Genomic DNA, 23,897 nt, shown 5'->3' on the forward strand with positions numbered 1-23,897 from the left:
TGGAACCTACCGCATTCATGCGTGCAGAGCAGTCAGGCTCTCCACTTATTGCTTCATCGGGGACATGGTCACCTTCCGAAAAGAGAGCATCGGGACGGACCGCATCGGCAGGGGATTGCGGGCCAGCCAGATTGCCCTGCTGATCTTCATACCGATGATGTTCAACCTCCTCTGGGGAAACATGCTCCTCGGCTATATGGCCACGGGTGACCGTATAGACTATTACTATTCGATTTTTGTGATCGATTTGAGTTTCATCATGCCCGGCATGTTGTTTCTGGCCTATCACCTGAAGAAAAGGCACCGGATGGCCTATGTCTTCTCCTCTGTTCTGCTCTTTATAGGCTTTGCCATCCTGCTGCCCGTGGGGCTTGGCGAGCTTCTCAAGCCCCTGTACGGACATGCCATCGACTTCGCAGGTCTGGCCACGTACCTCACCCTGTCTTTGTTCTTTCTCACGGTTTCTCTGCTGGGGATCCAATCCATCGACCGGAAAACCACTGGCACCCAAGGAGGTACGCATGAGTGAACACAAGCGACTTGAAGAAGAACGTCAGATTTTCGGCAACCTGTTTCTGATTTCCAACCGCCTGCAGACCTTGATCGACCGCGATTTCGCTCCTCACGGCTTTACCGCCAAACAGTGGTTTCTCATGGCCAGCATCGGTGATCTGGGGGGAACGCCCCGCCTCTCCGAGGTCGCCTACCACATGGGAACCAGCCACCAGAACGTGAAGCAGCTGGCCAAGAAGCTGGCAACCTCCGGATTTGTCGATCTGTTCACCGATCCCGAGGATCGGCGAGCCAAGCGGTTGAAACTCACGCAGCAATCCATGGATTTCTGGCAAGATCGTCAACACGAGGATCTTGCTTTCCTCAAGATGCTGTTCGGTTCTTGCTCAGATGACCAGGTCGAAACTCTCGATGCCTGTCTCCGTCAGATGGCTAAAACACTGAGACAAAAGACATAAACTACAGAAGAAAAGGAGCACAGAATAAGCCCGCTGAATCATTGGTTTTCAGCGGGGCTTGTCATGTACTTCGCGCTGTCCATCTTAGTACGGTCGAAGATCCTTCAAACCCTACTTGCTTAACGCTGGTAGTTGTTAAAATGCTCATATAATAGAGGGGTTAATGCAGCTTTTTCAAATGCCCCCGTCCTTACCATCGCACAAGGTGTGCCTTCGTCCGTCAGATGAGATCTGGTAGCGTATCGATCCACTGTCTAAGGTCCACAAGACTACCCTGTCGGTGATGGGAAAAGTCCACACCCTCACGCTCGATGAGGTGGTCCGTCACCAGGAACGTCTCTATACCAAGCTCCGTCACACAGAGATCCTCCTCGACATCATTCCCAACCATGGTGCACTCCTCAGGCTTCTTGCCCAGCGTATCCAATACGCCTCGGTAGTAGGCCAGGTTAGGTTTGGCATGACTGCATCCTTCAAAGGTCGTGATAAGCGAAAAATCATCGGGTTCAAGCCCGGCCCACTGGATTCGGTATCTTGTCGCAACGGCGGGAAACAATGGATTCGTCGTGAGGGCCAAGGTATAACCCTTGCTTTTCAGTCGATCCACGCAAGTACGCGCCAGCGGATTTGGCTTGGCCACGACCTTGGCCTTGTCAAACTCCCTTTCGTAAAACACGTTGAGCAAACGTTCGACCCTCTCGACGTCTCCATCGTAGGCTTGTTCAAAAACAGTCCAGAACCGCTCTTCGTTCGTCATGGAACCATCGTTTCTCACCATTGCATCGGTACCCGCCCAGATGGCTTTGGATAAGGGTTTCGGGTCGATTCCTTCAGCCGCCATCATCTTGCCCATCAATCCAAAGTACGTTTCTAAGAACTGTTCCTGATCCATGGGAAGCAGCGTCCCGTCCAAATCAAACAATATGGTGTTCATCTATACACGCCCCTTTTTTCACTCTGTTAAACATTCACGTTCCTTATAGAGTTTACCATAGATTGATGGTGGCGGACAAAGGGCTTACTGCTCATGCTTTCTCAGGGCGACACTTCTCCCACCTCGTTCAATTGAGAAATCGACTACCTTGGTAATTTCAACCTGATCGCGATCTCCTTATGATCCCGACTTATCTGAAGTTACTCTCCCTAGGATCAAAAAGGTGCCGCCGATCCCTCACGTAGATTTCCAGTGTCATCGGCGGTCGCCCGAGGATTCGCTCGAGGGTCGGATCCTCTCCCTGGCCCACGCCCCACCGTGATGTGAGGTACAAGATTGTCGAAACGGTGGCAAAGCCCTGTCCCTCACCACGAGCGATCAACCGCTTACGATAGGACAGCAAGGACGGGGCTGGATATGTGATCTCTCTTCCCAGTACGGTCGAGAGGATCTCGCCCACCTCATTCATCGTGTAGACCCCCGGACCCGTCAGTGGATAGGCTCGATTCTCGTGTCCGGTTTCTGTGAGTACCCTGGCGGCCACCTCTCCGATATCACGGGCATCGATCAGGTTCAGGGATTTGTCATCCATGGGTATGTAGAGTTGGTCTAGCTCGCGAATATCCGGTGCGTGCACACTTTCGAGATTCTGCATGAAAAACCCCGGGCGTAGGAAGGTGTAGGGTATCCCACACCGCAGGATCTCCTTCTCGACCTTTCGGTGGGGGAGCACCGGAATCTTATCCGCCCCGAGAAGGGACAAGAAGACGATATGCTTTACCCCCAGTTGCTTTGCCTTCTCGAGGAAGGGTCGAAAGATCCCCTTGGCATCTGTTAAGGCAGGAGGCCGCATCAGAAAGAGGGCGTCCACCCCTTCTAGAGCTCCCTTGAAAGTAGAGGGATCCTCCAGATCCAAACGCACATCTTGATCGGTGGAAACCCTCCGCTTCCCCGCTCTGAAGGTAGCCCCGCGCCGTTCGAGGGAGATGACCACGGCGCGCCCCACGTGCCCCGTGGCTCCTGTGACCAACACTGTGGGTTTACGCATGCTTGTCCTCCTCCAGCAACCGGTCGAGTATCCGTACGAAGACCACCTGGTCCTCTTCTGATAACTTGGCAACGAAATCTTGCTCCACCTGGTCTGCCAGTGCCATCAAAGTATCCAAATGCTCGATCGCCTGGTGCGTGAGCAATAGGTGGCGGGCCCTGCGGTCCTCTGGCGCCGGGACCTGCTCGATCCACCCGGCCTCCTCCATGCGTTTCACCAGCCCGCCCGTCGTGGGTTTGTCTTTCCCTAACATTCTGGCTACCTGTGCGGCCGTCAATCGCTCTTGGTGATGATAAAGAATCATCAAGAGGCCAAACTGTGCCGCCGTGATGCCCTCTTTAGCTAATGTCTCCTCCAGTTGCTGCCGCATGAGCCGTGAGAGGGTCATGAGCCTTTCTGCTATAGTTTGCATAAACAACACCCCTTTACATAGTAAGTATACTTACTATGTAAAGGGGTGTCAATCATTTTGGACCTGATTATGATCAGTCGAGCCGCTCGGCAAGAAGCTTAAGCCCCTCCGGGTTGATGGTATAGCCTCTTCCCTTCTTCTCGATGAGCCTCTCTTCTCTAAACTGCTCAAAAGTGTGGAGCAGGTGGCGGTAGCTGACGCCCAGGTACTCGGCCGTTTCTGTGTGTTTCTCGCGGTACAGCCCCTCCTGCTCGGTCAACAGGATATAGGACGCCAGACGGTACTTGAGGGCGAAGCGCTGTTGCTTGGCCTGGAACTGCGTGCGCTCGAGTAGCTTTCTACCGATATAGCGACTCATCATCAGTAGGAAATCTGCATCCGGCAACAGGAGCTCCCTGGCTATGTCCATGGGCACCGACAAGCACTTGCAAGGACCTATGGCAATGACATCCTTGTGCGCTTTTTCGATACCGATGAGGGTCAGTTCGCCGATCCAGTCCTCGGGATGTACGAAATGGACGATCGAACGCGACCCGTCTTCGTGGACAACCGTAATCTTGGCCTTGCCCTCCGCTAGAAAATACAAGCGGTTCAGGGGCCGGTGGAAACCTACGATGGCTTCAGAAGATGAAAAAAGATCCACTCTCAGCTGTAAATGATCTGGTTCGTGCCCTTGCAAAAGGCAGGCAATCTTCTCTTTTTGTTCTGCACTACAGGTTTCATAGGGAACACTTTCCATTAAAACACCTCCTGAGTATGAGATATCTCATATTTTACCCCGTTGAAGTCCCGTATAATCGAAGAAAACCCACACCGCGTACGAAAGGAACATGCGATGAGCAAATCGAGCAACCTCTTCAAGTCCTATTTCTTCTACCTCCTGTCCGCCCTGGGCATCAGCCTGACCATTAAGGCGCACATTGGGGTCGGTAGCTACAGCGCCATGAACATTGCCATAGCCGAGGTCACCACCATCCAGGTGGGCACGATCACAACCTTTGCCAATGTCTTTTTTCTGGCCCTCTACATGCTGCTCACCGGCTTCAGGCACAAGAGACAGTACATCGTCCAGCTGATCTCGGTCATGGTCTTCGGCGCCTTCTTGAACTATTTCACCTACACCCTCTTGGCCCCGCTTCAGCCCGGTGACTACGCGATGCGCGTGCTCCTGATGGTCGCAGGCACCCTGATCGGCGGCCTCTCGGTCGGAGCGATCACCCACTACGGGGCCATCACCTTTCCCATCGAGAGCGTCTGCGTCGAACTCGCAGGGCGAACGACCCATTCTTTCCGAGGTCTCCGGTACAGTGTGGATTTCTTCGCACTCATGGTCTCCCTCTTCATCAGTCTCACCTGGCATCTCCCACTCTTTGTCCGCGAGGGGACCCTGATCAACCTGCTGCTTCTCTCCTATGCCATGGCCGCTTCCCTGAACTTCTTGGGGCAGCGACAGAATCGACTAGTCTGATCACAGGATCCGGCTGGTTGTTCTATTCTAGCGCGATCTTCACCTGTTTCAATGAGCGTAACTTTCATTTGCGCCCAATCTGTTGATATTACCTACCGGTTGTTATAAAATATAATTTGGTCATATTTGTTTTTATTCGAAGATACGGAAGCAACCGGAACGGATAAAATCCACTCTGGAAGGGATAGGCGACAGATCATGGAGAAGAAGAAAACAACACTTTTGGAAAGATGGAAAGCTCATCGCATAGAACGACAAAAAGGCACCCAGAAGAGTCCCATGGAACGGGTGCTAACCTTTACCACCTGGGCGCTGATCATCGGCACCTGGTACACGGTGACGCGCTTGGGTCTTTTTTCAACGACCCTCGTCCCCTCTCCCATGCGCGTCTGGGACGCTTTTAGGGACATTTTGAGCGATGGGTACAACCGGATCTCACTGTGGATGCACCTGTGGGCCAGTTTCAGGAGATTGTTCCTGGCCATGTTCTTTGCCATCGTCATCGCCATCCCCCTGGGCCTGCTCAGCGGTTACAACGGCAAGGTGCGGGCCATCGTCGATTCGGTGGTCGAGTTCATCCGTCCGCTCCCGCCCCTGGCCTACTACACGCTCTTGATCCTGTGGTTCGGAATCGATGACACCTCGAAAGTCATCCTATTGTACCTGGCGGCCTTTGCGCCCATTTACATCGCCTGCGTCTCCGCTGTGACGAACATCAACGAGGACTACATCCTCAGTGCGCGGTCGCTCGGGGCCACACCCCGCGATGTCTTTTTAAAAATCGTCCTGCCGGCTACCGCGCCGGGGATCTTCACGGGTATCCGAACGGCTATGGGCGTATCCTACACGACCTTGGTCTCCTCGGAGATGGTGGCCGCCACGTCGGGAATCGGTTGGATGGTGCTCGATGCATCGAACTTTCTCAAGTCTGATGTGATCATCGTGGGCATCCTGATCATGGGCTTTACCGGCATTCTGATCAACTGGGGTCTTCGTACCCTTGAAGATAAAATTGTCTATTGGAAGGGTCACGTTTAAAATGAAGGAGAGAAAATGACAATGAATATGAAACGAATCCTACTCATGAGCCTCGTGGCTCTCTTGAGCTTCTCGCTACTCGCCTGCTCCGGACGTAATGATGGAAGTGAAGCGGGGGGTCTTCCCGAGGAGATCAACATCGGCATCCTGCGTGTCCCCAACGACGAGACCATCGCGATTGCCGAGGGTCTGTTCGATCAGTACTACGGAGAAAGAGGCATCGAGGTCAACTACTTTACCTTCGACTCCGGTGTGGACGCCAACAAAGCACTGGCCTCCGGCGCCGTGGACTTCGCCACGATGGGTAACACCAACGCCATCATCTCCCTGGCCATGGACCTTGATGTCGAGCTCGTCTGGATCCACGAGGTACTGGGCGAAATCGAAGCCCTCGCTGTGAAGGAAGGTAGCGGCATCGAAACCGTTGAGGATCTAGCTGGCAAGAAGATTGCCACTCCCTTTGCTTCTACCGCCCACTACATTCTGCTAAATGTGCTCAAGGAAGCGGGCATCGAAGACGATGTGCAGCTTCTGGATATGCAGACGGCCGAGATCGTGGCCGCCTGGGAGCGTGGGGATATCGACGCCGCCTACACGTGGCAGCCGTCCCTCGGTGAACTACTCAAAAGCGGGGACATGCTCGTGAGCAGTGAGGACATGATCAAAAAAGGCTTTATCACTGCCAACGTCGCCGTCGTTCGAAAGGGCTTCAGCGCCCAGTACCCAGACCTGGTGGTAGATTTCACACGCCTTCTGGGTGAAGCCGGCGACGTGTACCGTAACGACCCTGAGCTCGGCGCCGAGAAAACCGCCGAAGAACTGGGGATCACCAAAGAAGAAACCCTCGTGCAGATGCGCGGATCCATGTGGCCCACACCAGAGATGCTCGTTGGACCCGAGTACTTCGGTACAGTGGAAGAACCCGGAGATTTCGCCCGCATCATGAAGGACACGGCCGACTTCTTGGAAGCGCAAAAGTCGATCAACGAAGCGCCCTCTCAAGAGGCTTTCGATGCCTACGTGAACCCCACGTACATCCAGCAGTCCCTCGACAGCGCTCAGTAAACCCACAAGAAAGGATTCGATCATGGCAGATGCAACCCAGCAAGAGATCTTACTCGAGATCAAAAATCTGAAGAAGGAGTACCGGTCCAAAGAGGAGACCGTCGTTGCCATCGAGAATCTTGATCTCGAGATCAGGCGCGGTGAGTTTCTCTGTGTCCTCGGACCTTCTGGCTGTGGTAAGAGCACCCTGCTCAAGATCCTGGCGGGTTACCAAGAACCCACCTCCGGAATGGCCACCATGGAAGGGGACCCGATCCAAGGGCCCGATTGGCACCGCGGCGTAGTCTTCCAGTCGCCCACCCTCTATCCCTGGATGAGTGTCCGGGAGAATGTGGAATTTGGTCCCCGCATGCGCAATCTGTCCGAAGAAGAGATTGAAGAGATCCGCACCCATTTCCTCGAACAGGTGAAGCTCACGAGCTTCAAGGACAGCTCGACCTTCGAGCTGTCCGGTGGTATGAAGCAGCGCGTGGCACTGGCCCGTGCCCTGGCCAACTACCCCCAGGTGATCCTGATGGATGAACCCTTCGGCGCACTCGACGCCCTGACCAGGGCCAACATGCAGACGCTCACCAGGGACATCTGGAAGGAGAACAATAGCACCTTCTTCCTGATCACCCACGACATCGATGAGGCCCTGATGATGGGCACGCGGATCGTTGTCATGTCGAAACGTCCTGGTCGCATTATCAAAGAGTTTAGCACGGACTTCACGCACACCATTCACGAGGAACGAACAAACCACGTGATCTACAGCGAAGACTACTTTGAACTCAAGCAGGAGATCCTGAGCATGATCAACAGCCAAATTGAATGATCTGCCATCATAAGAGCCTCGATCCCTTACAAAGCGATCGAGGCTCTTTCTCTTGGCCATCTACCTTTCAAATTTTACAAACCTAAACCCATTTCCTTTCAGATTCTACAACCTCACACCGGTAAAGAACGTGTTATACTCGTGAAAGACATACTTTCAAGGAGGATACCATGCAGAGCAAAGGCATTTTCTACCTGATGATCACGGCGATCATCTGGGGCACATCATTCGTCGCACAAAAACTCGGGATGAACCACGTCGAACCCTTCACTTTCAACGCAGTTCGCTTCCTGCTGGGTTCGCTGGTACTTCTCGCGGTCATCTATTTTCTTAGAAGCAGGCGTGGTCGACGTAAGCCGACTGCCACTGCCGTCGAGAGCAATCGATCGGATCTACTGAAAGCAGGCCTCCTCTGCGGGGGCGCCATGTTCATGGCTGCTTCGACGCAACAGATCGGGATCGTTCACACCACGGCCGGTAAGGCGGGATTCATCACGGCCCTTTACATCGTGCTCGTGCCGATCCTGGGGCTCTTCTACCATAAGAAGGTGGGCAAGATCACCTGGGGAAGCGTTGGTCTCGCTGTCATCGGCCTCTACCTATTGAGCGTGAACGGGAGCTTCACGATGGCCCGCGGGGATGCCATCGTATTGACCAGCACCCTCTTCTGGGCCCTGCAGATCGTCTTCGTGGATCTCTACGGAAAATCCGTCGACGGCGTGGAGCTATCCTTCCTACAGTTCCTCATTGCAGGGGCCCTGTCGCTCCCCGCCGCTTTTTTATTCGAGACACCGCAGATCGGTCTGATCATCGAGGCTATGGGCCCGATTCTCTACGGTGCCGTCATGGTCGTCGGCGTGGCCTTCACCTTCCAGATCCTCGGTCAAAAAACCGTACAGCCCGCGCTTGCGGCTATCATCATGAGCCTCGAGTCAGTTTTCGCCGTGATCAGCGGTGCCCTCTTCCTCTCCGAAACCTTGACACCCCGGGAGCTGATCGGTTGCGGTCTCATGTTTACCGCCGTCGTCTTCTGCCAGCTCGATCCCGGAAACCGGTCGATCGAGGAGGACGTCCCAGGCCCCCTGGGAGAAGTGAACTGACCTCACTTAGGGGCTAATAACGCTTCTGCTTACCGACCCGCTCGGACATAAAATCCACCAGGACCGCTCTTTCGACCACCTGCTCGTCGCCGGTGGTCATTTCTTTTACCGTCATAAGTCCCGATGTGAGCTCGTCTTCCCCCAAGACCAACACAAAGGGAATCCCCTCTTTGTTGGCATAACGGAAACTCTTGCCAATCTTGCGCACCGTGAGGTCCACGTCCACCCGGATTCCGGCATCCCTGAGCTCACGGGCCAACTTGAGCGAGGCGATCGTAGTACCGAGGGGAATCAGGTAGAGATCCACAGGTGGTTTTCGAGCGCGACCTTCCCTAACCTGCAAAGCCGAGTAGATCACATCGAGGCCAAGTGAGAGACCCACGGCGGGGTAGGTTTTCCCGTCACCGAGAAACTCGCCGATGATCCGATCGTAACGACCACCGCTGGCCACACTGGAGCTGATGGTGCCTCCCACCTGGAAGAACTCGTAGACCGTACCGGTGTAGATATCCAACCCCCTGGCAAGAGAGGGATCAAAACGCACTTGATCGGATAAGCCGAGCGCTTCAAGGGCCTCGAGCAATCGGCTCATTTCTACTATTCCCTCGATCAGCAGGGGATCTGAGGAGTCGATCTCCTCCAGGGCTTTCGGGTCTTGCCCGACGGAACCTAGGATCCGGAGGACCTCATCGATCAGCGCATTCGATAACCTTCTTTCGAGCAGTTCCTTTCGGACTCCACTCTCTCCAATTTTCGCCCGTTTGTCCAGGACCAAGATCACGTCGTTGCGTTTCTCGGCAGGCACCCCGGCCAATCTGAGCAGACCGGATAGAAGTTTCCGGTTGTTCACCGTGACGGAGACCGGCATCTCCAGCTCACGAAAGACCGCGAGGGCCAGTTCTATCAGCTCTACCTCGGCCATGACCGAGCCGATGCCCACAACGTCCACATCGCACTGGATAAACTCACGGCTCCGGCCGGTCTTCACCGGTCCATCCCGAAAGGTCTTGCCGATCTCGTAGCGCTTGAAGGGCATCCGTAGACTCGGGTTCATGCCCACCACCTTGGCAAAGGGCACCGTCAGATCGTAGCGCAGGCCGAGGGCGCGATCACCCCGGTCCGACAGTTGGTAGACCTCCTTTAGGATCTCGGCACCGCCGGCGTATTTGGAAGCCAAGAGATCAAAATTATTGAGAATCGGCGTCTCAATGGGCTGGTAACCATACTGGCGAAAGTTCCGCTCCATGACCTGCCTGATCTCGTCTCTCAGTCGCTGCTGATCTGGGAGAAAGTCCTGGGTTCCCTTTACATTCTGCAGTTGATCGTTCATTTTCATTCCTCCTTCAAAAATAGCTTAGTGTCAAACGAATACTGTATAAACCAATGCATAAGCACTGGAATTGCTGCAATCTATAATTCAAGAGGCTTCCCTCCCCATTTTAGGTTTCAATACTCCCCAAAATGTGTAGGTGATTAATATCCGACTACCAAGCACCCGAAAGGAGTTGGCCTCTTGAATACGAATTTGGTGACCACGCTACTTTTTATGCTTTGTGCGCAGTCTTCAGTCATTGAGATCCTCATGATTCTCAACTTTGCGATCAATTACAAGAATGCTAAACCTGAAGGTCCATTGAGCCTTAGGTACCAGCAGTTCCAAATCGATCAACCTCCGCTTATTGAAAAGATCGATTACACGAGCTACCACAAGCGGATCAACGACTATTTCCTCGCTACAGGAAAGAAAATCCGTCCTGTTCAGCGTCGAGGTAGTGCGAAGGTCCCGAGTCACGTGAAATGCCCGTACTGCAAGGCGCCTCATAAATATCTTTACCGGAACAACGGAAACAAGGGAAATCAATACCGATGTAAAGTCTGTCATCACAACTTCAACATCATGACCGACCGTGATCGAAAGCCTTTCACCCTAAGATGTCCCCACTGCGCTAAACCGCTAGATAGAATTAAGGAGCGTGACAACTTCAATGTGTACAAATGCAGAAATGATCAGTGCTCTTTTTATCTCAACAATCTTGCGGCCATGTCGGATGCAGACCGCGATCGTTTCGAATGCTATCCCACGCTTTTCAAGGTTCGGTATATCCACCGTGTTTTCAACGGCAACTTTAAGGAACTCTCACGTGAATCGATTGATCTTCCGAAGGTTGATCTCTCGCGCATTCACGCACCACACTATATCCTTGGACTCATTTTGAGCTACCGGATCAACTATGGCCTTACTGCTAGGAAAGTCTCGCAAATCATGCGCGAGGTCCATTGTTACAAGGTTTCTGCCCAAACTGTCCTCAACTACTGCGAGGCTGCAGGCTACATCGTAAAACCCTTTTTGGATACCTACGACTATGACTTGTCCGGTTCCTATGCAGGCGATGAAACCTATATCAAGATCAGGGGTAAGCATGCCTACATCTTTTATTTCATCGACACCGTCAAGAAGATACTGCTCTCGTATTATGTCTCAGAAAGACGAACGTCTACTTGTGCCATGAAGGCACTTGCCTACGTGAGAGAAAAGCTATCTCCCTATGATGGTAAGCCTACTTTCATCACCGATGGAAATCCCATCTACAAGCTGGCTCAATACTTCTACGCAGAGCCCGAAAAGAACGGTGGGACGCCGGAAGATAAGTTTGTGTTCGATCTGGTCACGGTCTATGGGCTCACAAATGATGATCCGATTTCAACGGAGTACAGACCGCTCAAGCAAATCATCGAACGTTTGAACAGAACCTTTCGGGCTTCTTATCGATTGACCAATGGCTACCATGCTTATCACGGATCCGTTAGCCATGTGAACCTGTTTGCCGTTCACTTCAACTTTCTCAGAACACACAGAAGCCTGGGGAACAAGGTGCCCGTTCCGATTCCAGAGATTGAAAAGCAGAAAGACATGCCCAACAAATGGGTGAAATTACTCCACCTTTCGCAAGAAAAAATCCTGGAGCTCCAAAGGGTAGCTTGACCCTGTCGAAGTTGATAGATACTACCAGCGGTAGCGCACTACCGCTACTTCTTGTGCTCAAATTTCTCGTCCGTTGCCTTTTCCCATAGCTGTCGGGAGGCCTCGAGCCGACCTATGGTTTTCATAGATCTTTAGACACTACCAAAAATAGAAAAAAAGCCACATGGGTCTTCCCCATATGGCTCTTCTACGAAGCACCACTCATGGGGACAAGCACAAATAGTGCTTGTCCCCTGACGTTTTTCAGGTTCAAGCACGCTCCCTATGATGATGCATATGATGCAGTAGGCTCGTGTTCGGAATCGGTCTCATGGTGTTCTCCTCTTGTGATTTTTTTACAGTCTACCAAAATTCTCGCCCATGTGCAAGAAAGAGTCACCCCTCTACTATCCGATCATCGACTCTAGATAATCGAAGGCATCAATAAATTCCGATTGATCGCCAAAGAGTTCCAACATGAGCATGGGGTCTGTTCCGGAGGTGTTCAGATTCAAAATCAAGGTTTCAAAGTCGATGCTTCCGCTCTGCAGGGCACCGTGATTATCTTCTGATCCGTCGTTGTCGTGCACATGCAGATACTCCAGACGTTCCCCGTACCCAGCCACCCACTCCACCACCCCGCGAGCACTCAGTGCATGGGCATGGCCGATATCCAGGCACAGGCCGAAGCGTGAAGAGCCCAACTCTTCGATGATTTCAGTCAGAACACCCGGGTCTTGGTGGTGGATATTCTCGAGTAGCACCTTAACGCCGAATTCTTCGAGCGTCGGGAGAAAGGAATTCCAGAAAGTCACACTCTGTTCTACCAAGAGCTGTCTGTAGCTAGGCGAAAGCTGTCCTTTATCATGCGGCGAATGGATGATTACCTTGTCTGCGCCCAAGCGGCGGGCGGCCTCGAGACATCTTTCGTAACGCTTACGCGTAACCGAACGAATGATGGGATCAAAACTGTGCGGTGCGAGATCGATGTATGGCCCGTGTAGCGAAAGCTGGCCCTTGAATTCTGATAGAGACGCTTCATACTTCGCCAAGATTCTCTCGAAATCCTGGTCAAGAGCGGAGGGCATGATGAAGTCTTGAATCTCGATCCCATCGAGCCGATCGATCAGCGCTTGATCGAAGTTCAACCATTTTTCCAAATAGACGGCAGCACCGATTCTCACAAGACTCCCCCCAAATCGTCAGATTCTAGAATTTTACACTCTTATCAGCTTACCATGATTCCACTCTCGAAAGCCAGTCTTTAAAAAGATAACTAGCGCACGCCACGTCAAGTTCGGGGGCAATTAAAAAACAAGCCCGTCATGATGCACCAACAACATCGTCTATCTCCAGAACCAAGCGCCGCGTGCACTGCTAGAATGGTCGGACTTGAAAAGCATGCTTATTCTTATCAAGTCCTGATGAACGCAGGTGCAGAAACTGATCATTTTTCACAGTCTGCAAGTGATTTGCACGGATTTCATGGTACCCTTTTTGCAATAATATGCATAAAGGAGGTAACTAATATGACTATCTTTTTTCTCTTGATCATAAGCTTGGAGTCGGCGGCGCTCTTGGTTCTTTATCGATCTATGATCCGGCTCAAGTCCAGCCATCACATAAGCCCGGGAGATCCAACATTACTCGCACCCCAAGACAGAAACGATCAAATGGCCTTCTGGAGTCGGTTCGATCTAAAGATCAAACAGATTTTGTGGTTGTGCGGCGAGAACCACAAGGTGTTCTCGGACTTGCTCGAGAAACTGGGTGTCGTCCGCGACTATGGAACGGATAATGTGGCCGGCATTGAGGAAATCACGGCCTCGGTGGGCTCCCTCGAAGACATGACGGTCACGCTCAAGGAAACCACGGTAGCGTTGGTTGAAGGGAAAGACGCTTGGCACGCGGCCTTCGTGCGCACGGAATCCCTTTTCAACCGAATCGACGAGCTGACGGGAGAGATCGTTCTGAAAACCCACTTGGCCCAAGGAGGCAACCATGCGCTCCAGTCAGCCGCTGGAGAGATCGATCGTATCCTGGGGGCCATCCGCGACATTTCCAAGAAAACCCGACTCCTGGCGCTCAATGCTTCCATCGAGGCCGCCCGGGCCGGTGATGCGGGCCGAGGCTTCGCCGTCGTGGCAGAAGAAATCACCAAGCTCTCCACCCAGACCGAGGGGGCCATTGTCGATATCGAGCACATCGTGGGCGAGTTCAGAAGCCGTACCTCTGAACTAGACGGACACATGGTCGCTGTGGAGGAAAACCAGGATGAGGTCTCCCGATTGGTCGATGAGGGCCGTGAAGTTTTCAAGACCGTCTCTCGGACCTTCGAAATCCTCACCGGCGCCATCGGGCAAGTGGACGACCAGACCGATGTACAGCGGGAAACGGTCTCTGATCTGAACGACGCCATCAGCTTTTTAGCCTCTGCCATTAGCGATACCCACGAGCGCATCCTGAGTGCCATTCTACAGACGGAGAAGCTCCAGGCTACCAACGAGGAGCTTAACCGTGCCTACGGTACGCTCGAAGAGGAGAGTCGCACTTTTTACGCGCGAATCCCGGTAGAAGAACGCAAGAGTACGACCCTTATCGGAATCAACCCTTTCACTTCACCTGCCCAGATTGATCACCTCTACGGCCCGATTTTGCGTGAGATCTTGGGAGAGAAAACCTGCATTTTTGTCCCCAAGAGCTACGATGAGGTCCATGGGTCGCTTGCGAGCGGACAACTGGATCTGGCCTGGCTTTCTCCGCTGGCCTACGTCTCTGCCAAAAGCGTCTGCCACATCGATCCTCTCGTATCCCCCGAGGTCAATGACAAGGCCTCTTACCACGGTTACATCCTGACGCGAGAAAAGACCCCCCTTTCTAGGGACATCGGTCGTTTCGGCTTCGTAGATGAGAAGAGTGCCTCCGGTTACCTGTACGCCAAGGCCTACCTCGACGAGGGGGGTTACCATTATGAACCCGTCTTCCTGGGAAGCCACGACCGCGTGATTGAAGCCCTTGTGAGCGGGCAAATCCAAGCCGGGGCCACCTACGATGAGGCGATCGTCCACTACGGGCCGGACGCCTCCAACCTCCATTCCCAATACAAGACGCCCCCTATACCGAAGGACGCCATCGTGCTCAACCGCGATCGATTCGGTAACGACGAAAGTCAGCTCGTCAAGCGCTTCATGGCCTACTCGGGAAGGAACAGCGCCAAGATCACCGGTTTTGTCGAAGTGGCTGACTCCGACTACGAGATCATCCGTAGCCTCGATCGATAAAGAAATCCCTCCCCTGCTTGATCAACAGGAGAGGGATTTTTCGATGGTTGCCTATTCGAGGTTTTCCCCGGCTGTGATGATCTCCGGAGCATATCCCCAGAAGAGGCCGGACTCCACAACGCCTGTGATCGCCTTGATCTGTCCTTCCAGTTTCTCGCCGATTGCATCGAAGCTTACATCCAGCAGTAGATTCCCAGCTTCAGTGATCAGGGGGCCATCCTTGGCCTGCGCTGGCCGCAAGGAGATTTCCCTGGCTCCTAAGGGTTCTAGGTTTTGGACCACGTGCTTGAGGGCCATGGGGCTAATCTCGATGGGTACCGCAAAACCTGCACCCAGCCTCGTCACCAACTTGCTCTCGTCCACCACGATGATTCGGTGCTCGGTACTTTTCATCACGAGTTTCTCTAGAAAAAGTGCACCCCCTCTTCCCTTGATCAGGTTCCCCCCCGGATCCACCTCGTCGGCGCCGTCGAAGCACCAGTCCGGCCTCTTTTCGTTCAGCGCTACCACGGGAATACCAAGCTCGTGACAGGTATAGGTGATCTCCTGGGATGTGGGAATCGCCTCGATTCTGAGACCTTCCACTTCCATACGCTTGGCGATGGCCAGGGCCGTCAGGTAAGCAGTGGATCCAGATCCAAACCCGACTACTTGACCATCGCACATGCGCTCGGCCACTCGGGCCGCCACTACTTTTTTCTGCTCGATGCGGTCGATTTCTTTCGACCACCCGAGATGTTCGATCTTCTGATAGTGCCACTTCATGATTACCACCTCACTTGACTACTTCTTCATTCCTTTACTTACCCTGATTGGCTGATGATCCTCATCCTCGGCAATGGAAATCTCGCGTGCAAATGCAAAACCCCGCCAAGAGCGACTGTCTCGCCTTCGGAGGGGTTTTTCATTATCGTTGCTTTGCAATGAAATCGCGGTACCAGTAGTAGGAATCCTTGGGGGTCCGTTCTCCCGTTTCGAAGTCCACATGGACGATTCCAAATCGCTCCTTGTAGCCTTCGGCCCATTCGAAGTTGTCGAGCAGAGACCACTGGAAGTAGCCGGTGACATCCGTCCCGTCTTCATGGGCGCGCTGCAGTTCCCCGATGTAGCGGGCGAGGAAGTCGATGCGCCCCGGATCGTGGACCTTGCCATCGAGGGACACCCAGTCTTTCATGGAGAGTCCGTTTTCCGTCACGATGATCGGCACCTGGTAGCGCTCGTAGAAGAATCGCGGTCCCCAGTAGAGGGATTCCGGTACCACGTTCCAGTTGAGTCCGGTCACCGGGTGGCCGCTCTTGGGTATGACCCGCTCGATCGTTCCGTCCGCCGCCCTGACCACATCGCCACTGTAGATGTTCACCCCGAAAAAGTCCACTGGTGAGCTGATGATCGCAAGATCTTCTTCCAGCGTGTCGGGCAGGTAATCGGTGAGCTCTTCCATCACCCAGTCGGGATATTTTCCCAGGTAAATGGGATCGTTCCAGAAATCATTGTCAAAGGTGAAGTCCGTCTCGCTGATCTTCCCCCTCCGATTGCCTCTTCCGAACATCATCTCATAGGCCGCCTTGCGATCGACCTCGGTGTCCGTAGCGGGTACGTAAACCTTGGATGCCGGGGCGTAACCCACGACGCTGTTCTCCACATTCTTCCGGATGATCCGAACGGCCTTGCCGTGGGCCAGGAGCGCGTTGTGGCTCATTCGGATGATGTCGTAGGGGCTGAGCTTCAGGCCGGGAGCATGGACGCCCGAGAAATAGCCGAGGCCGATGAAACACTGGGGTTCGTTGATGGTCATCCAGTGCTTGACCCGGTCGCCGTAACGCTTGGTCACGATCTCGGCGAAATCCGCGAACCAATCGGAGGACGCATCGTTCAACCAGTGCCCTCTCTTGTAAAGCGCATAGGGGTAATCCCAATGGAACATGGTGATGTAGGGGGTGATCCCGTTCTCCAGGAGGCCATCGATGAGGCGGTCGTAATAGGCCAGACCTGCCTCGTTCACCTCCCCTGTTCCCGTGGGGATGATCCGGGGCCAAGCGATGGAGAAGCGGTAGGCATCCACGCCGAGGTTTTTGATCAGGGCGATGTCATCCTCCACCCGGTTGTAGCTGTCACAGGCAAACTCCCCGTGGTCGCCGTTGTATACTTTTCCCTTGGTTTTCGCGAACAGATCCCACACGGAAAGGGCCTTTCCGTCTTGGTCGTGGGCGCCTTCAATTTGGTAGGAGGCCGTGGCGACCCCCCACACGAATGGATTCTCTTTTGTCATGGTCTTTTCTCCTTTATATCGATGGGGAAATCCCCATTTGTTCTAGCTCTATTAGGTCTTCATTTACTCTTTGACGCCACCCATGGCCACCCCGGCAACGATGTATTTCGAGAAAATCAGGTAGATCACGAGAAGCGGCGCAATGGTCATGGAGATCCCCAGATAGATACTGCCCATCTCTGTTCTAAAGATATCGGCACGTAGAAGTTGCACGAGCATGGGGAGCGTGAATTTTGATTCCGTCGAGAGGAGCATAAGCGGCATGAGGAAGTTGTTCCAGGAGGTCACGAAGGCAAAGATGCCCATGGTGGCCAGCGCCGGCTTCATAATCGGTATAGCGATGGTGTGGAAAATTCTGAGCTCGCTCGCGCCGTCGATCCTGGCCGCTTGGACGAGTTCAACGGGAAAGACCGATAGGAGGTACTGCCGCATGAAGAAGACCGTGGCGGGTGTCGCGATTGCGGGCAAGATCAGGGGCACGTAGGTATCCACCAGCTCAAGGTTGAGCATCATCCTGTAGAAACCAATCATCGAGATCTGGGTGGGAATCATCAGGATGAGCGCGATAAAGGCGAAGAACAACTTTCTTCCCTTGAAGTTGTAGATCACCATCGCATAGGCCGTCAAGGCCGAGAAGTAGAGCGTGAGGAAGGTGGCTCCCACGGAGATGGTCAGGCTGTTGAGAAAACCGCGGAAGACGTTGATGCCCATACGCTCGAGTACGCTCCAGTTGTAAGGTGCAAAGTGGCTCGGGATGATGGACAAACCCTGCTGGATTTGTTCCGTCGACCGCGTGGCGTTGACCAGCATCAGTGTAAAGGGGACCACGCTGAGTGCCAATAGAATGATACAGATGGCATAGATGAAGATGCGTGTGATCCACAGTCGCGTCTTGTTCGTATTCCAGTGTTTATACACGGTTCTTCCTCCCTCTGATTCTACCCTTGGTCTCGTCTTTTTCGCCTAGGAGTCTGAACAGCACGGTGCTGAGCATCACGATCAGGAAGAAGAGCAGGACCGAAGCCGTTGCGGCGATATAGTAGTTGCGACTGCCCAGGAAGGCTTGTTTGTAGATGAACATGGTGATGGTCTCCACGGCAAAATCCGGATTCCCGTTGGTCAAGAGAAAGGGAATATCGAACATCTGCATACCGCCGACGAGCGAGGTCACGAGGATAAAGAGCATCACGGGCTTGATCAGGGGCAGCGTGATTTTCCTGAACATCTCAAAGCTCGAGGCACCGTCCACCATGGCCGCTTCGTAGAGACTGGGGTTGATCCCCATGATGGCGGCGCTGATGATGATGAAGGTCTGGCCGTACCACATCCAGAACTGGATGAAAGAGACGATGCCCCTGGTGGCCATCTTACTGCGGAAGAAGTCAAAGGGTTGTTCCAGTACGCCCAGCCCCAAGAGAAGTTGGTTGACAGGACCCGCCGGGTAGTTGAACAAAGAATAGAAGAGAACGGCTACGGAAGCTGCTGTGATGATATTAGGCAGATAAAAGGCGACTTTGAAAAAGCCCGCGCCTTTGATTTTTAGTTTTGAGTTGGTCATCCAGGCTGCCAAGGCGAGCGCGATGCCCACCTGTGGAATAAAGTTGATGGTCCAGATGATCCATGTGTTGCGTATGGCCCTTAGAAAATAATCGTTCTGAAAAATGGCGATGTAGTTCCTGAACCCAACGAAGTTAAACTCCGTGTTCCATCCCTTGAGATCAGAGAAGCTCAGGGCAAAGGTATAGAGAATAGGGTACAACTGGAAGATCAGGAAAGCCAAGATGAAGGGTAGGATGAAGAAGTACCCGAATCTCTCGTGTCTTTGAATACGGCTTGCTTTCGTTTTGAACATAATTCTCTCCTATCGTGTCTGAAAAAATAGCAGAAGCTATTGACAACAGCTTCTGCTATGGTTCCTTTTACTCGACTTCGAGGTCAGGGTAGTAGTTCTTCACGGCGGATTTGAAATCGGCCATCGCTGTTTCCTTGTCTTTTTCACCTTTTGAGTAGGCGATCAATTGCTCTTCGAGGAGGACCTGGATATCTTGGTCGTATCCCGTGATGATCGTAGCGTCAACGTCTTCCGCCATTCGGACGAAGGCAGCATAATGATTCTGACCATCGAGGAAAGGCTCGGCGTAGGTGTCCTTGATCTTATCGACAACCGTCACGTTCGACAGTACATCTCCCGTCTCAAGTGCCCACTCTTCGAGGAAAGCTTCATTCAGCGTCATATACTCCACGAGATCTGCAGCTGCCTGTTCCATCTCTGTGCCTTCACGGACGGCCAACCATGTGCCGCCCCAGAAGTAGGGTGATGGTCCCTGGATCATCGCCCAATCGCCTTCGGTGCTTTCGCCGGTATTAGCGTTCGTTGCGTTGGGCTTGAGCACGTAGTGCAGACCCCAGGTTGGCAGAAAGTAACCGAAGACACTGTCCCCGGACATGCCCGCGAACCAAAGTTCTTCCCACTGGTTTGCCTGAGCCGAAAGACCTTCTTGTTCGAATCTCTTGGCCATTTCCATGAGCTCGTCAATCTTGGGATCGATGATCAGTTTGTCGTCTTCTACCCATCCCTTCTCACGGGCCGCGAAGAAGACCTGTGTCAGATCACCCATACTACCAATGGCGCTGACTTGACCGCCTGATTCTTGGTTGATCCTTTTGGCCACATCATAAAATTTATCGAAGTCCGACACGAGCGCTTGTACTTCTTCTGGCTCGCTGGTTCCGAGAAGCTCTTCTGCCATGCTACGGCGATAGAAATATGCACCCGGTGTTGCCTGCCAAGAGAGACCCTTGAGCACGCTGTTTTCGTCTCGGGCCACGTCCATCACGTAATCGAGCGTGTGCTCGGACTGGTCTTCAAAACCGAGATCCGTGAGGGGCTTTGTGTAAGGCGAGTTCGTGTACTTCTTGATGTAAGCTGCCTCCAGTGCAAAAACGTCCGGTGCACTCTTTCCAGAGGCCAGAGCTGGGTCGAGCTTTGACTGGTAGTTCTCGTTCGGGACCACGACAATCTGCACGTCGTAGGGAAGATCCGGATTATCTTGTAAATAGTGATTCTCGATCATGCCCTTGATTTCTTCAGTGAAGGTCCAGACCACCAGTGTGTCGCCATTGTTTTCGGCGGGTACACCATCTTCTGCTTGATCGACCGGTGCTTCTTGGCCAGAACAGGCCACTGTGCTCAAAAGCATCACTGTGATCAGTAAAAAGCTTAGGAATCTTTTCATTTTTCCCCTCCTAGGTAGAACCCTAAAGGCTACGACAGGATTCTCCAACGACCAGTTCGGGATCAATGGTGGTCGATACCGTCTCATCGGTCTTCGACTCGATCATCTCGATACAGCGTAGGACCGCTTCTTTTCCAAGTCGGTCGGTCTTCTGTCGAACCGTCGTCAGTTGTGGCGAAATGAGTTCTCCGAGTTCGATACCATCGAAGCCGGCGACAGAAAGATCACCGGGTACATCGAGACCAGCCTTTCGGATCGTCTTGATCCCCCAGATGGCACTGTAGTCATCTGGGTAGATGATGGCCGTCGGCAATGTCTCACGACGCAAGATCTCTTCCGTCTTCTCGATGATCACTCTCTTTTTGTAGTAACCGCCACTAATCAGTTTGTCCTCTCCAATGGCTACACCATGGTCTTTCATGGCACGTCTGAACCCTTCGATTCGCAGTTCGGTCACATGGTTCATGTGTCCGTAGATGAAGACGATTTCCCGATGGCCCAGTTTGAGGAGATGCGAGGTCAGTCGGTAGAGTCCGTCGTAGTTATCCGACTGGACGCTGCTCACCTTCTCATAGGGATAGTCGATCGCGACCACAGGGATCTCACTGTCCATGAGATCCTTGACCTGGGGGTCTTCGAAGTTGATACAGGCGATGATCACGCCATCCACCTGCCGCCTTCTGCAGTGCTCGAGATAGGTCATCTCTTGATTTCCAAGGTTCTTGGAGATAAAGGTGACATCGTATCCCTTTGCTTCCGATTGGGTTTTTACAGCTTCAAGCACCTGTGCGAAATAGTAGTGCGTCAGGCCGCTGTTCGTGTCGTCTTGAAAGAGTACGCCCAGGTTCCACGATTTTTTCGTGGCCAGTGTCTGGGCCTGTGCATTGGGAGAGTAACCCATCTGTCGTGCAACTTTCAGGATCCGTTCTTTCGTGTTGATGTTGACATCAGCGTAATCGTTAAGCGCTTTCGATACGGTGGCGCTGGAACATCCGCATGCCTTTGCAATATCATAAATTGTGACCATATAATCCCCTTCTTTCGAAACCGTTTTCGTTATCTTTTTCATTATATCCACATCTGCGGATCTTTTCAAAAAGAGTTTCGAAACCGCTTTCGTAAAATGGTAAAAAAATATATATTTATCACTTGTTTATGAATGGTTCCGACTTCGAAACCGCTTTCGATATCTGCATTCTATCATCCGTCTTTTTTCCTGTCAACCGATTTCCTGCGAATTATCTGATTTTTTCATAACGTTTTCCCAGTGTCGGTGGAAAACGTAGGTCCGCATGTTGATCTCATTCCTTAAATATAAACGTTTGCGCAATCTTAAGGCTCACCCCGACGCTACTGATGCTAAAATATTCATGATGGCTCGAACGGTAAAGACAACTCGGTTGATATCGCAATCTCGAAAGGTGGTAGACCCATGCAAAAACGACTGATCTTATCCCTACTTATGATTTTGACACTATCGATCCTATTCCTTCCCTATCCTTCTATCGCTACTCAGACCATACAGGTCATCCACAATGGCCAGACGCTGGCTTTCGATGTGCCGCCGACGGTCATCGAAGGACGGACGCTTGTTCCGCTGCGGGCAATTTTCGAGTCCCTCGGGATTTCGATGACCTGGGATCCTGAAACGTCAACCATCAGAGGGCGCTCTACGGATCGCGACATCTCCCTGCAGATCGACTCTGCCGATGCAGTGGTCAATGGACAGGAAGTGACCATCGACGTGCCCGCCACGCTGATCAACGGCAGGACCATGGTACCGGCGCGCTTTGTCGCCGAGGCCTCCGGAGCACAGGTGGTCTGGCACGATGGGACGCGGACGATCGAGATCACCTCGGTTGAAGAGCATATTGCACCTCCGAGTCCATCCCCGATCCCAGTGCCACGGGAAGACCAGCAACTGTCTACCGTGGAGCTGGCAGAGCGATCGAAGGCGGCCGTCCTACTGACGATCTACGGCCCGAATGGGCAGAGAATCAGTTCCGGTAGCGGATTCTATGTGGACGTTGACGGAAAAATTGCGACCAATTTCCACGTTATCAGCGGTGCCCACCGTATTGAGGTGATAGATGATGACGGTTCGCGTTACAACGGTGGTGTGCACGTGCTGGGGTATGACGTCGAGCAGGACATCGCCCTGATTCAAATCGAGAAGAAGAGCCCGGACTACATGCGCTTGGGCGATTCAAATGCCTTGCAAAGAGGAGAAGCCATCGTGGTAATCGGTAGTCCCTTTGGGCTTCAGAACACCCTATCAGAAGGAATCGTCAGTTCCCTGAGAAATCAGGACATCCAGATTACAGCTCCGATCAGCCCCGGTAGCAGCGGCGGAGCACTGCTCAATCGCACGGGTGAAGTCGTGGGGATTACCTACGCTGGGATCACAGATGGCGAAAACTTGGGCTTTGCTATTCCCATCGAACGCTACAGAGAAATGTCAAAAGACGAGAATCTCACGCTGGTTGCCTTCAATCGGTTGGCCAATCAGATGGAAACACCCACAGGGCTAAAGCTCACACAGGTGACCGATTCCTCCATGTACATCTACTGGGATCCAGTGGATGGCGCTGACTATTATGCCGTGTTCGTGAGCGAGGGCACACCAGATGCTTTCACTGAGATAAAGCCGGATAGCGAAGCGGCGGGTTTTCAGTGGGATGATGATTTTTGTGTGAATTACTACAACCTGACACCCGGGGAAACCTATTATGTGAGAGTGGCCGCGGTGAAGAATGGCGCCGTTTCCCCCTTCACTGAGATCATGACACTTACGCTAGCGGGCCACGCCAGCTATGACGACTACGCCGCGTATCTGATCGAGAGTAACGGACGCTTCACCTATGCCGGATACAACCTGAACTTTTACCAAGTGGTGATCACCGAAGGCGACGATGGCTCGGAACTAAGAATCGTCTACCTCTTCAGTGGAGATGAGAACATCGGAGATGAGTACTGGACTTTCCTAGATAAAAAAGGCGATGCCTTTGAAGACCATTTCGGCCAGATCGCAGTGGAAGCGGGTTATTACTACGAAAAGGATGTCAGCCTTGGCCTCGCCTATACCGGATTCTACGACACCTACCCGAATCAATATGAAGAGAATAGTCTCTATGGGGGCGACACTGTAGAAAAGGATGAAGAAAACGACCGCTGGGCGGTCTTCTATCCGGTGATGCTGATCAACGCTCCCCTCGAGGATGATTACTTCTATCCTTCTTGGGCCAACTGACCGAGCGACCACACAGATAAATGAAAGCTAGATGTCAAAAAAATGA

The 23,897-nt window shown here is 52.8% G+C and carries 22 protein-coding genes; 10 read left to right on the forward strand and 12 right to left on the reverse strand.

Annotated elements, in window-relative coordinates; genetic code table 11:
- The first annotated feature begins 64 nt into the window (after positions 1-64).
- Positions 65-529, forward strand: coding sequence for a hypothetical protein (locus ACULM0_RS03195; protein WP_463679023.1), 465 nt, complete (start codon positions 65-67; stop codon positions 527-529).
- Positions 522-971, forward strand: a complete 450-nt coding sequence (locus ACULM0_RS03200) for a MarR family winged helix-turn-helix transcriptional regulator (protein ID WP_463679024.1) — start codon at positions 522-524, stop codon at positions 969-971. The genes ACULM0_RS03195 and ACULM0_RS03200 overlap by 8 nt, the downstream gene beginning before the upstream one ends.
- Positions 972-1,191: 220 nt before the next feature.
- On the opposite strand, the gene ACULM0_RS03205 is transcribed toward ACULM0_RS03200, so the two are convergent.
- The 4 genes from ACULM0_RS03205 to ACULM0_RS03220 all read right to left on the reverse strand — a co-directional run bounded on the left by ACULM0_RS03205 (position 1,192) and on the right by ACULM0_RS03220 (position 4,104).
- Complete coding sequence (locus ACULM0_RS03205; RefSeq protein WP_463679025.1) at positions 1,192-1,905, reverse strand: HAD family hydrolase; 714 nt, start codon at positions 1,903-1,905, stop codon at positions 1,192-1,194.
- A gap of 190 nt (positions 1,906-2,095) precedes the next feature.
- Positions 2,096-2,953: an SDR family oxidoreductase gene (locus ACULM0_RS03210; protein ID WP_463679026.1), complete on the reverse strand. Its 858-nt coding sequence runs from the start codon at positions 2,951-2,953 to the stop codon at positions 2,096-2,098.
- Positions 2,946-3,365, reverse strand: coding sequence for a MarR family winged helix-turn-helix transcriptional regulator (locus ACULM0_RS03215; protein ID WP_463679027.1), 420 nt, complete (start codon positions 3,363-3,365; stop codon positions 2,946-2,948). The genes ACULM0_RS03210 and ACULM0_RS03215 overlap by 8 nt, the downstream gene beginning before the upstream one ends.
- 73 nt (positions 3,366-3,438) lie before the next feature.
- Entirely contained in the window at positions 3,439-4,104 is a 666-nt protein-coding gene (locus ACULM0_RS03220) for a cyclic nucleotide-binding domain-containing protein (RefSeq protein ID WP_463679028.1), read from the reverse strand.
- 96 nt (positions 4,105-4,200) lie between these two features.
- On the opposite strand from ACULM0_RS03220, the gene ACULM0_RS03225 reads away from it, so the two are divergent.
- The 5 genes from ACULM0_RS03225 (at position 4,201) to ACULM0_RS03245 (ending at position 8,853) form a co-directional block, all read left to right on the forward strand.
- The gene (locus tag ACULM0_RS03225) at positions 4,201-4,833 is read left to right on the forward strand and encodes a YczE/YyaS/YitT family protein (RefSeq protein WP_463679029.1); all 633 of its coding nucleotides are present in this window, start codon (positions 4,201-4,203) and stop codon (positions 4,831-4,833) included.
- 279 nt (positions 4,834-5,112) lie between these two features.
- On the forward strand, positions 5,113-5,871 hold the full coding sequence (locus tag ACULM0_RS03230; protein ID WP_463679030.1) for an ABC transporter permease: 759 nt from the start codon (positions 5,113-5,115) through the stop codon (positions 5,869-5,871).
- 21 nt (positions 5,872-5,892) lie between these two features.
- Complete coding sequence (locus ACULM0_RS03235) at positions 5,893-6,936, forward strand: taurine ABC transporter substrate-binding protein (RefSeq protein WP_463679031.1); 1,044 nt, start codon at positions 5,893-5,895, stop codon at positions 6,934-6,936.
- Between the two features lie 22 nt (positions 6,937-6,958).
- Complete coding sequence (locus tag ACULM0_RS03240; protein ID WP_463679032.1) at positions 6,959-7,753, forward strand: ABC transporter ATP-binding protein; 795 nt, start codon at positions 6,959-6,961, stop codon at positions 7,751-7,753.
- Positions 7,754-7,923: 170 nt separating this feature from the next.
- Positions 7,924-8,853 (forward strand): DMT family transporter, encoded by a 930-nt coding sequence (locus ACULM0_RS03245; protein ID WP_463679033.1) that lies wholly within the window; start codon positions 7,924-7,926, stop codon positions 8,851-8,853.
- A gap of 13 nt (positions 8,854-8,866) precedes the next feature.
- On the opposite strand, the gene ACULM0_RS03250 is transcribed toward ACULM0_RS03245, so the two are convergent.
- Entirely contained in the window at positions 8,867-10,183 is a 1,317-nt protein-coding gene (locus ACULM0_RS03250) for a histidine--tRNA ligase (RefSeq protein ID WP_463679034.1), read from the reverse strand.
- Positions 10,184-10,366: 183 nt separating this feature from the next.
- On the opposite strand from ACULM0_RS03250, the gene ACULM0_RS03255 reads away from it, so the two are divergent.
- Positions 10,367-11,836, forward strand: coding sequence for a DDE-type integrase/transposase/recombinase (locus ACULM0_RS03255; RefSeq protein WP_463679035.1), 1,470 nt, complete (start codon positions 10,367-10,369; stop codon positions 11,834-11,836).
- A gap of 386 nt (positions 11,837-12,222) precedes the next feature.
- Here ACULM0_RS03255 and ACULM0_RS03260 read toward each other — a convergent pair whose 3' ends face one another.
- Positions 12,223-12,999, reverse strand: a complete 777-nt coding sequence (locus tag ACULM0_RS03260; protein ID WP_463679036.1) for a sugar phosphate isomerase/epimerase family protein — start codon at positions 12,997-12,999, stop codon at positions 12,223-12,225.
- Positions 13,000-13,344: 345 nt separating this feature from the next.
- On the opposite strand from ACULM0_RS03260, the gene ACULM0_RS03265 reads away from it, so the two are divergent.
- Entirely contained in the window at positions 13,345-15,096 is a 1,752-nt protein-coding gene (locus tag ACULM0_RS03265) for a PhnD/SsuA/transferrin family substrate-binding protein (RefSeq protein ID WP_463679037.1), read from the forward strand.
- A 51-nt stretch (positions 15,097-15,147) separates the two neighbouring features.
- Here the strand turns inward: ACULM0_RS03265 and rpiA are convergent, their stop codons facing one another.
- From rpiA to ACULM0_RS03295, 6 genes are all read right to left on the reverse strand, one after another.
- Entirely contained in the window at positions 15,148-15,861 is a 714-nt protein-coding gene (gene rpiA, locus ACULM0_RS03270) for a ribose 5-phosphate isomerase A (RefSeq protein WP_463679038.1), read from the reverse strand.
- Between the two features lie 142 nt (positions 15,862-16,003).
- On the reverse strand, positions 16,004-17,365 hold the full coding sequence (locus ACULM0_RS03275; protein WP_463679039.1) for a GH1 family beta-glucosidase: 1,362 nt from the start codon (positions 17,363-17,365) through the stop codon (positions 16,004-16,006).
- A gap of 63 nt (positions 17,366-17,428) precedes the next feature.
- A complete protein-coding gene (locus ACULM0_RS03280; RefSeq protein ID WP_463679040.1) occupies positions 17,429-18,283 on the reverse strand; it encodes a carbohydrate ABC transporter permease in 855 nt (284 codons plus the stop codon).
- Positions 18,276-19,217 carry a carbohydrate ABC transporter permease gene (locus ACULM0_RS03285; RefSeq protein WP_463679041.1) on the reverse strand — a complete coding sequence of 314 codons (942 nt, stop codon included), beginning with the start codon at positions 19,215-19,217 and terminating at the stop codon, positions 18,276-18,278. Before ACULM0_RS03285 ends, ACULM0_RS03280 begins: the two co-directional genes overlap by 8 nt.
- 67 nt (positions 19,218-19,284) lie before the next feature.
- Complete coding sequence (locus ACULM0_RS03290) at positions 19,285-20,601, reverse strand: ABC transporter substrate-binding protein (RefSeq protein ID WP_463679042.1); 1,317 nt, start codon at positions 20,599-20,601, stop codon at positions 19,285-19,287.
- Positions 20,602-20,623: 22 nt separating this feature from the next.
- On the reverse strand, positions 20,624-21,628 hold the full coding sequence (locus ACULM0_RS03295; protein WP_463679043.1) for a LacI family DNA-binding transcriptional regulator: 1,005 nt from the start codon (positions 21,626-21,628) through the stop codon (positions 20,624-20,626).
- A gap of 405 nt (positions 21,629-22,033) precedes the next feature.
- Between ACULM0_RS03295 and ACULM0_RS03300 the strand changes: the two genes are divergently transcribed.
- Positions 22,034-23,851, forward strand: a complete 1,818-nt coding sequence (locus ACULM0_RS03300; RefSeq protein ID WP_463679044.1) for a stalk domain-containing protein — start codon at positions 22,034-22,036, stop codon at positions 23,849-23,851.
- Positions 23,852-23,897: the final 46 nt, after the last annotated feature.

The sequence above is a fragment of the Halotolerantifilum yawarlongkerapense genome, assembly GCF_054506745.1.

Coding starts and splice junctions, on each gene's coding strand:
- ACULM0_RS03195 (WP_463679023.1), top strand. CDS start 65: ATGGTCACCTTCCGAAAAGAGAGCATCGGGACGGACCGCATCGGCAGG.
- ACULM0_RS03235 (WP_463679031.1), top strand. CDS start 5,893: ATGAATATGAAACGAATCCTACTCATGAGCCTCGTGGCTCTCTTGAGC.
- ACULM0_RS03295 (WP_463679043.1), bottom strand. CDS start 21,628: ATGGTCACAATTTATGATATTGCAAAGGCATGCGGATGTTCCAGCGCC.
- ACULM0_RS03200 (WP_463679024.1), top strand. CDS start 522: ATGAGTGAACACAAGCGACTTGAAGAAGAACGTCAGATTTTCGGCAAC.
- ACULM0_RS03300 (WP_463679044.1), top strand. CDS start 22,034: ATGCAAAAACGACTGATCTTATCCCTACTTATGATTTTGACACTATCG.
- ACULM0_RS03225 (WP_463679029.1), top strand. CDS start 4,201: ATGAGCAAATCGAGCAACCTCTTCAAGTCCTATTTCTTCTACCTCCTG.
- ACULM0_RS03290 (WP_463679042.1), bottom strand. CDS start 20,601: ATGAAAAGATTCCTAAGCTTTTTACTGATCACAGTGATGCTTTTGAGC.
- ACULM0_RS03220 (WP_463679028.1), bottom strand. CDS start 4,104: ATGGAAAGTGTTCCCTATGAAACCTGTAGTGCAGAACAAAAAGAGAAG.
- ACULM0_RS03205 (WP_463679025.1), bottom strand. CDS start 1,905: ATGAACACCATATTGTTTGATTTGGACGGGACGCTGCTTCCCATGGAT.
- ACULM0_RS03210 (WP_463679026.1), bottom strand. CDS start 2,953: ATGCGTAAACCCACAGTGTTGGTCACAGGAGCCACGGGGCACGTGGGG.
- ACULM0_RS03275 (WP_463679039.1), bottom strand. CDS start 17,365: ATGACAAAAGAGAATCCATTCGTGTGGGGGGTCGCCACGGCCTCCTAC.
- ACULM0_RS03215 (WP_463679027.1), bottom strand. CDS start 3,365: ATGCAAACTATAGCAGAAAGGCTCATGACCCTCTCACGGCTCATGCGG.
- ACULM0_RS03285 (WP_463679041.1), bottom strand. CDS start 19,217: ATGTTCAAAACGAAAGCAAGCCGTATTCAAAGACACGAGAGATTCGGG.
- ACULM0_RS03240 (WP_463679032.1), top strand. CDS start 6,959: ATGGCAGATGCAACCCAGCAAGAGATCTTACTCGAGATCAAAAATCTG.
- rpiA (WP_463679038.1), bottom strand. CDS start 15,861: ATGAAGTGGCACTATCAGAAGATCGAACATCTCGGGTGGTCGAAAGAA.
- ACULM0_RS03245 (WP_463679033.1), top strand. CDS start 7,924: ATGCAGAGCAAAGGCATTTTCTACCTGATGATCACGGCGATCATCTGG.
- ACULM0_RS03265 (WP_463679037.1), top strand. CDS start 13,345: ATGACTATCTTTTTTCTCTTGATCATAAGCTTGGAGTCGGCGGCGCTC.
- ACULM0_RS03250 (WP_463679034.1), bottom strand. CDS start 10,183: ATGAACGATCAACTGCAGAATGTAAAGGGAACCCAGGACTTTCTCCCA.
- ACULM0_RS03230 (WP_463679030.1), top strand. CDS start 5,113: ATGGAACGGGTGCTAACCTTTACCACCTGGGCGCTGATCATCGGCACC.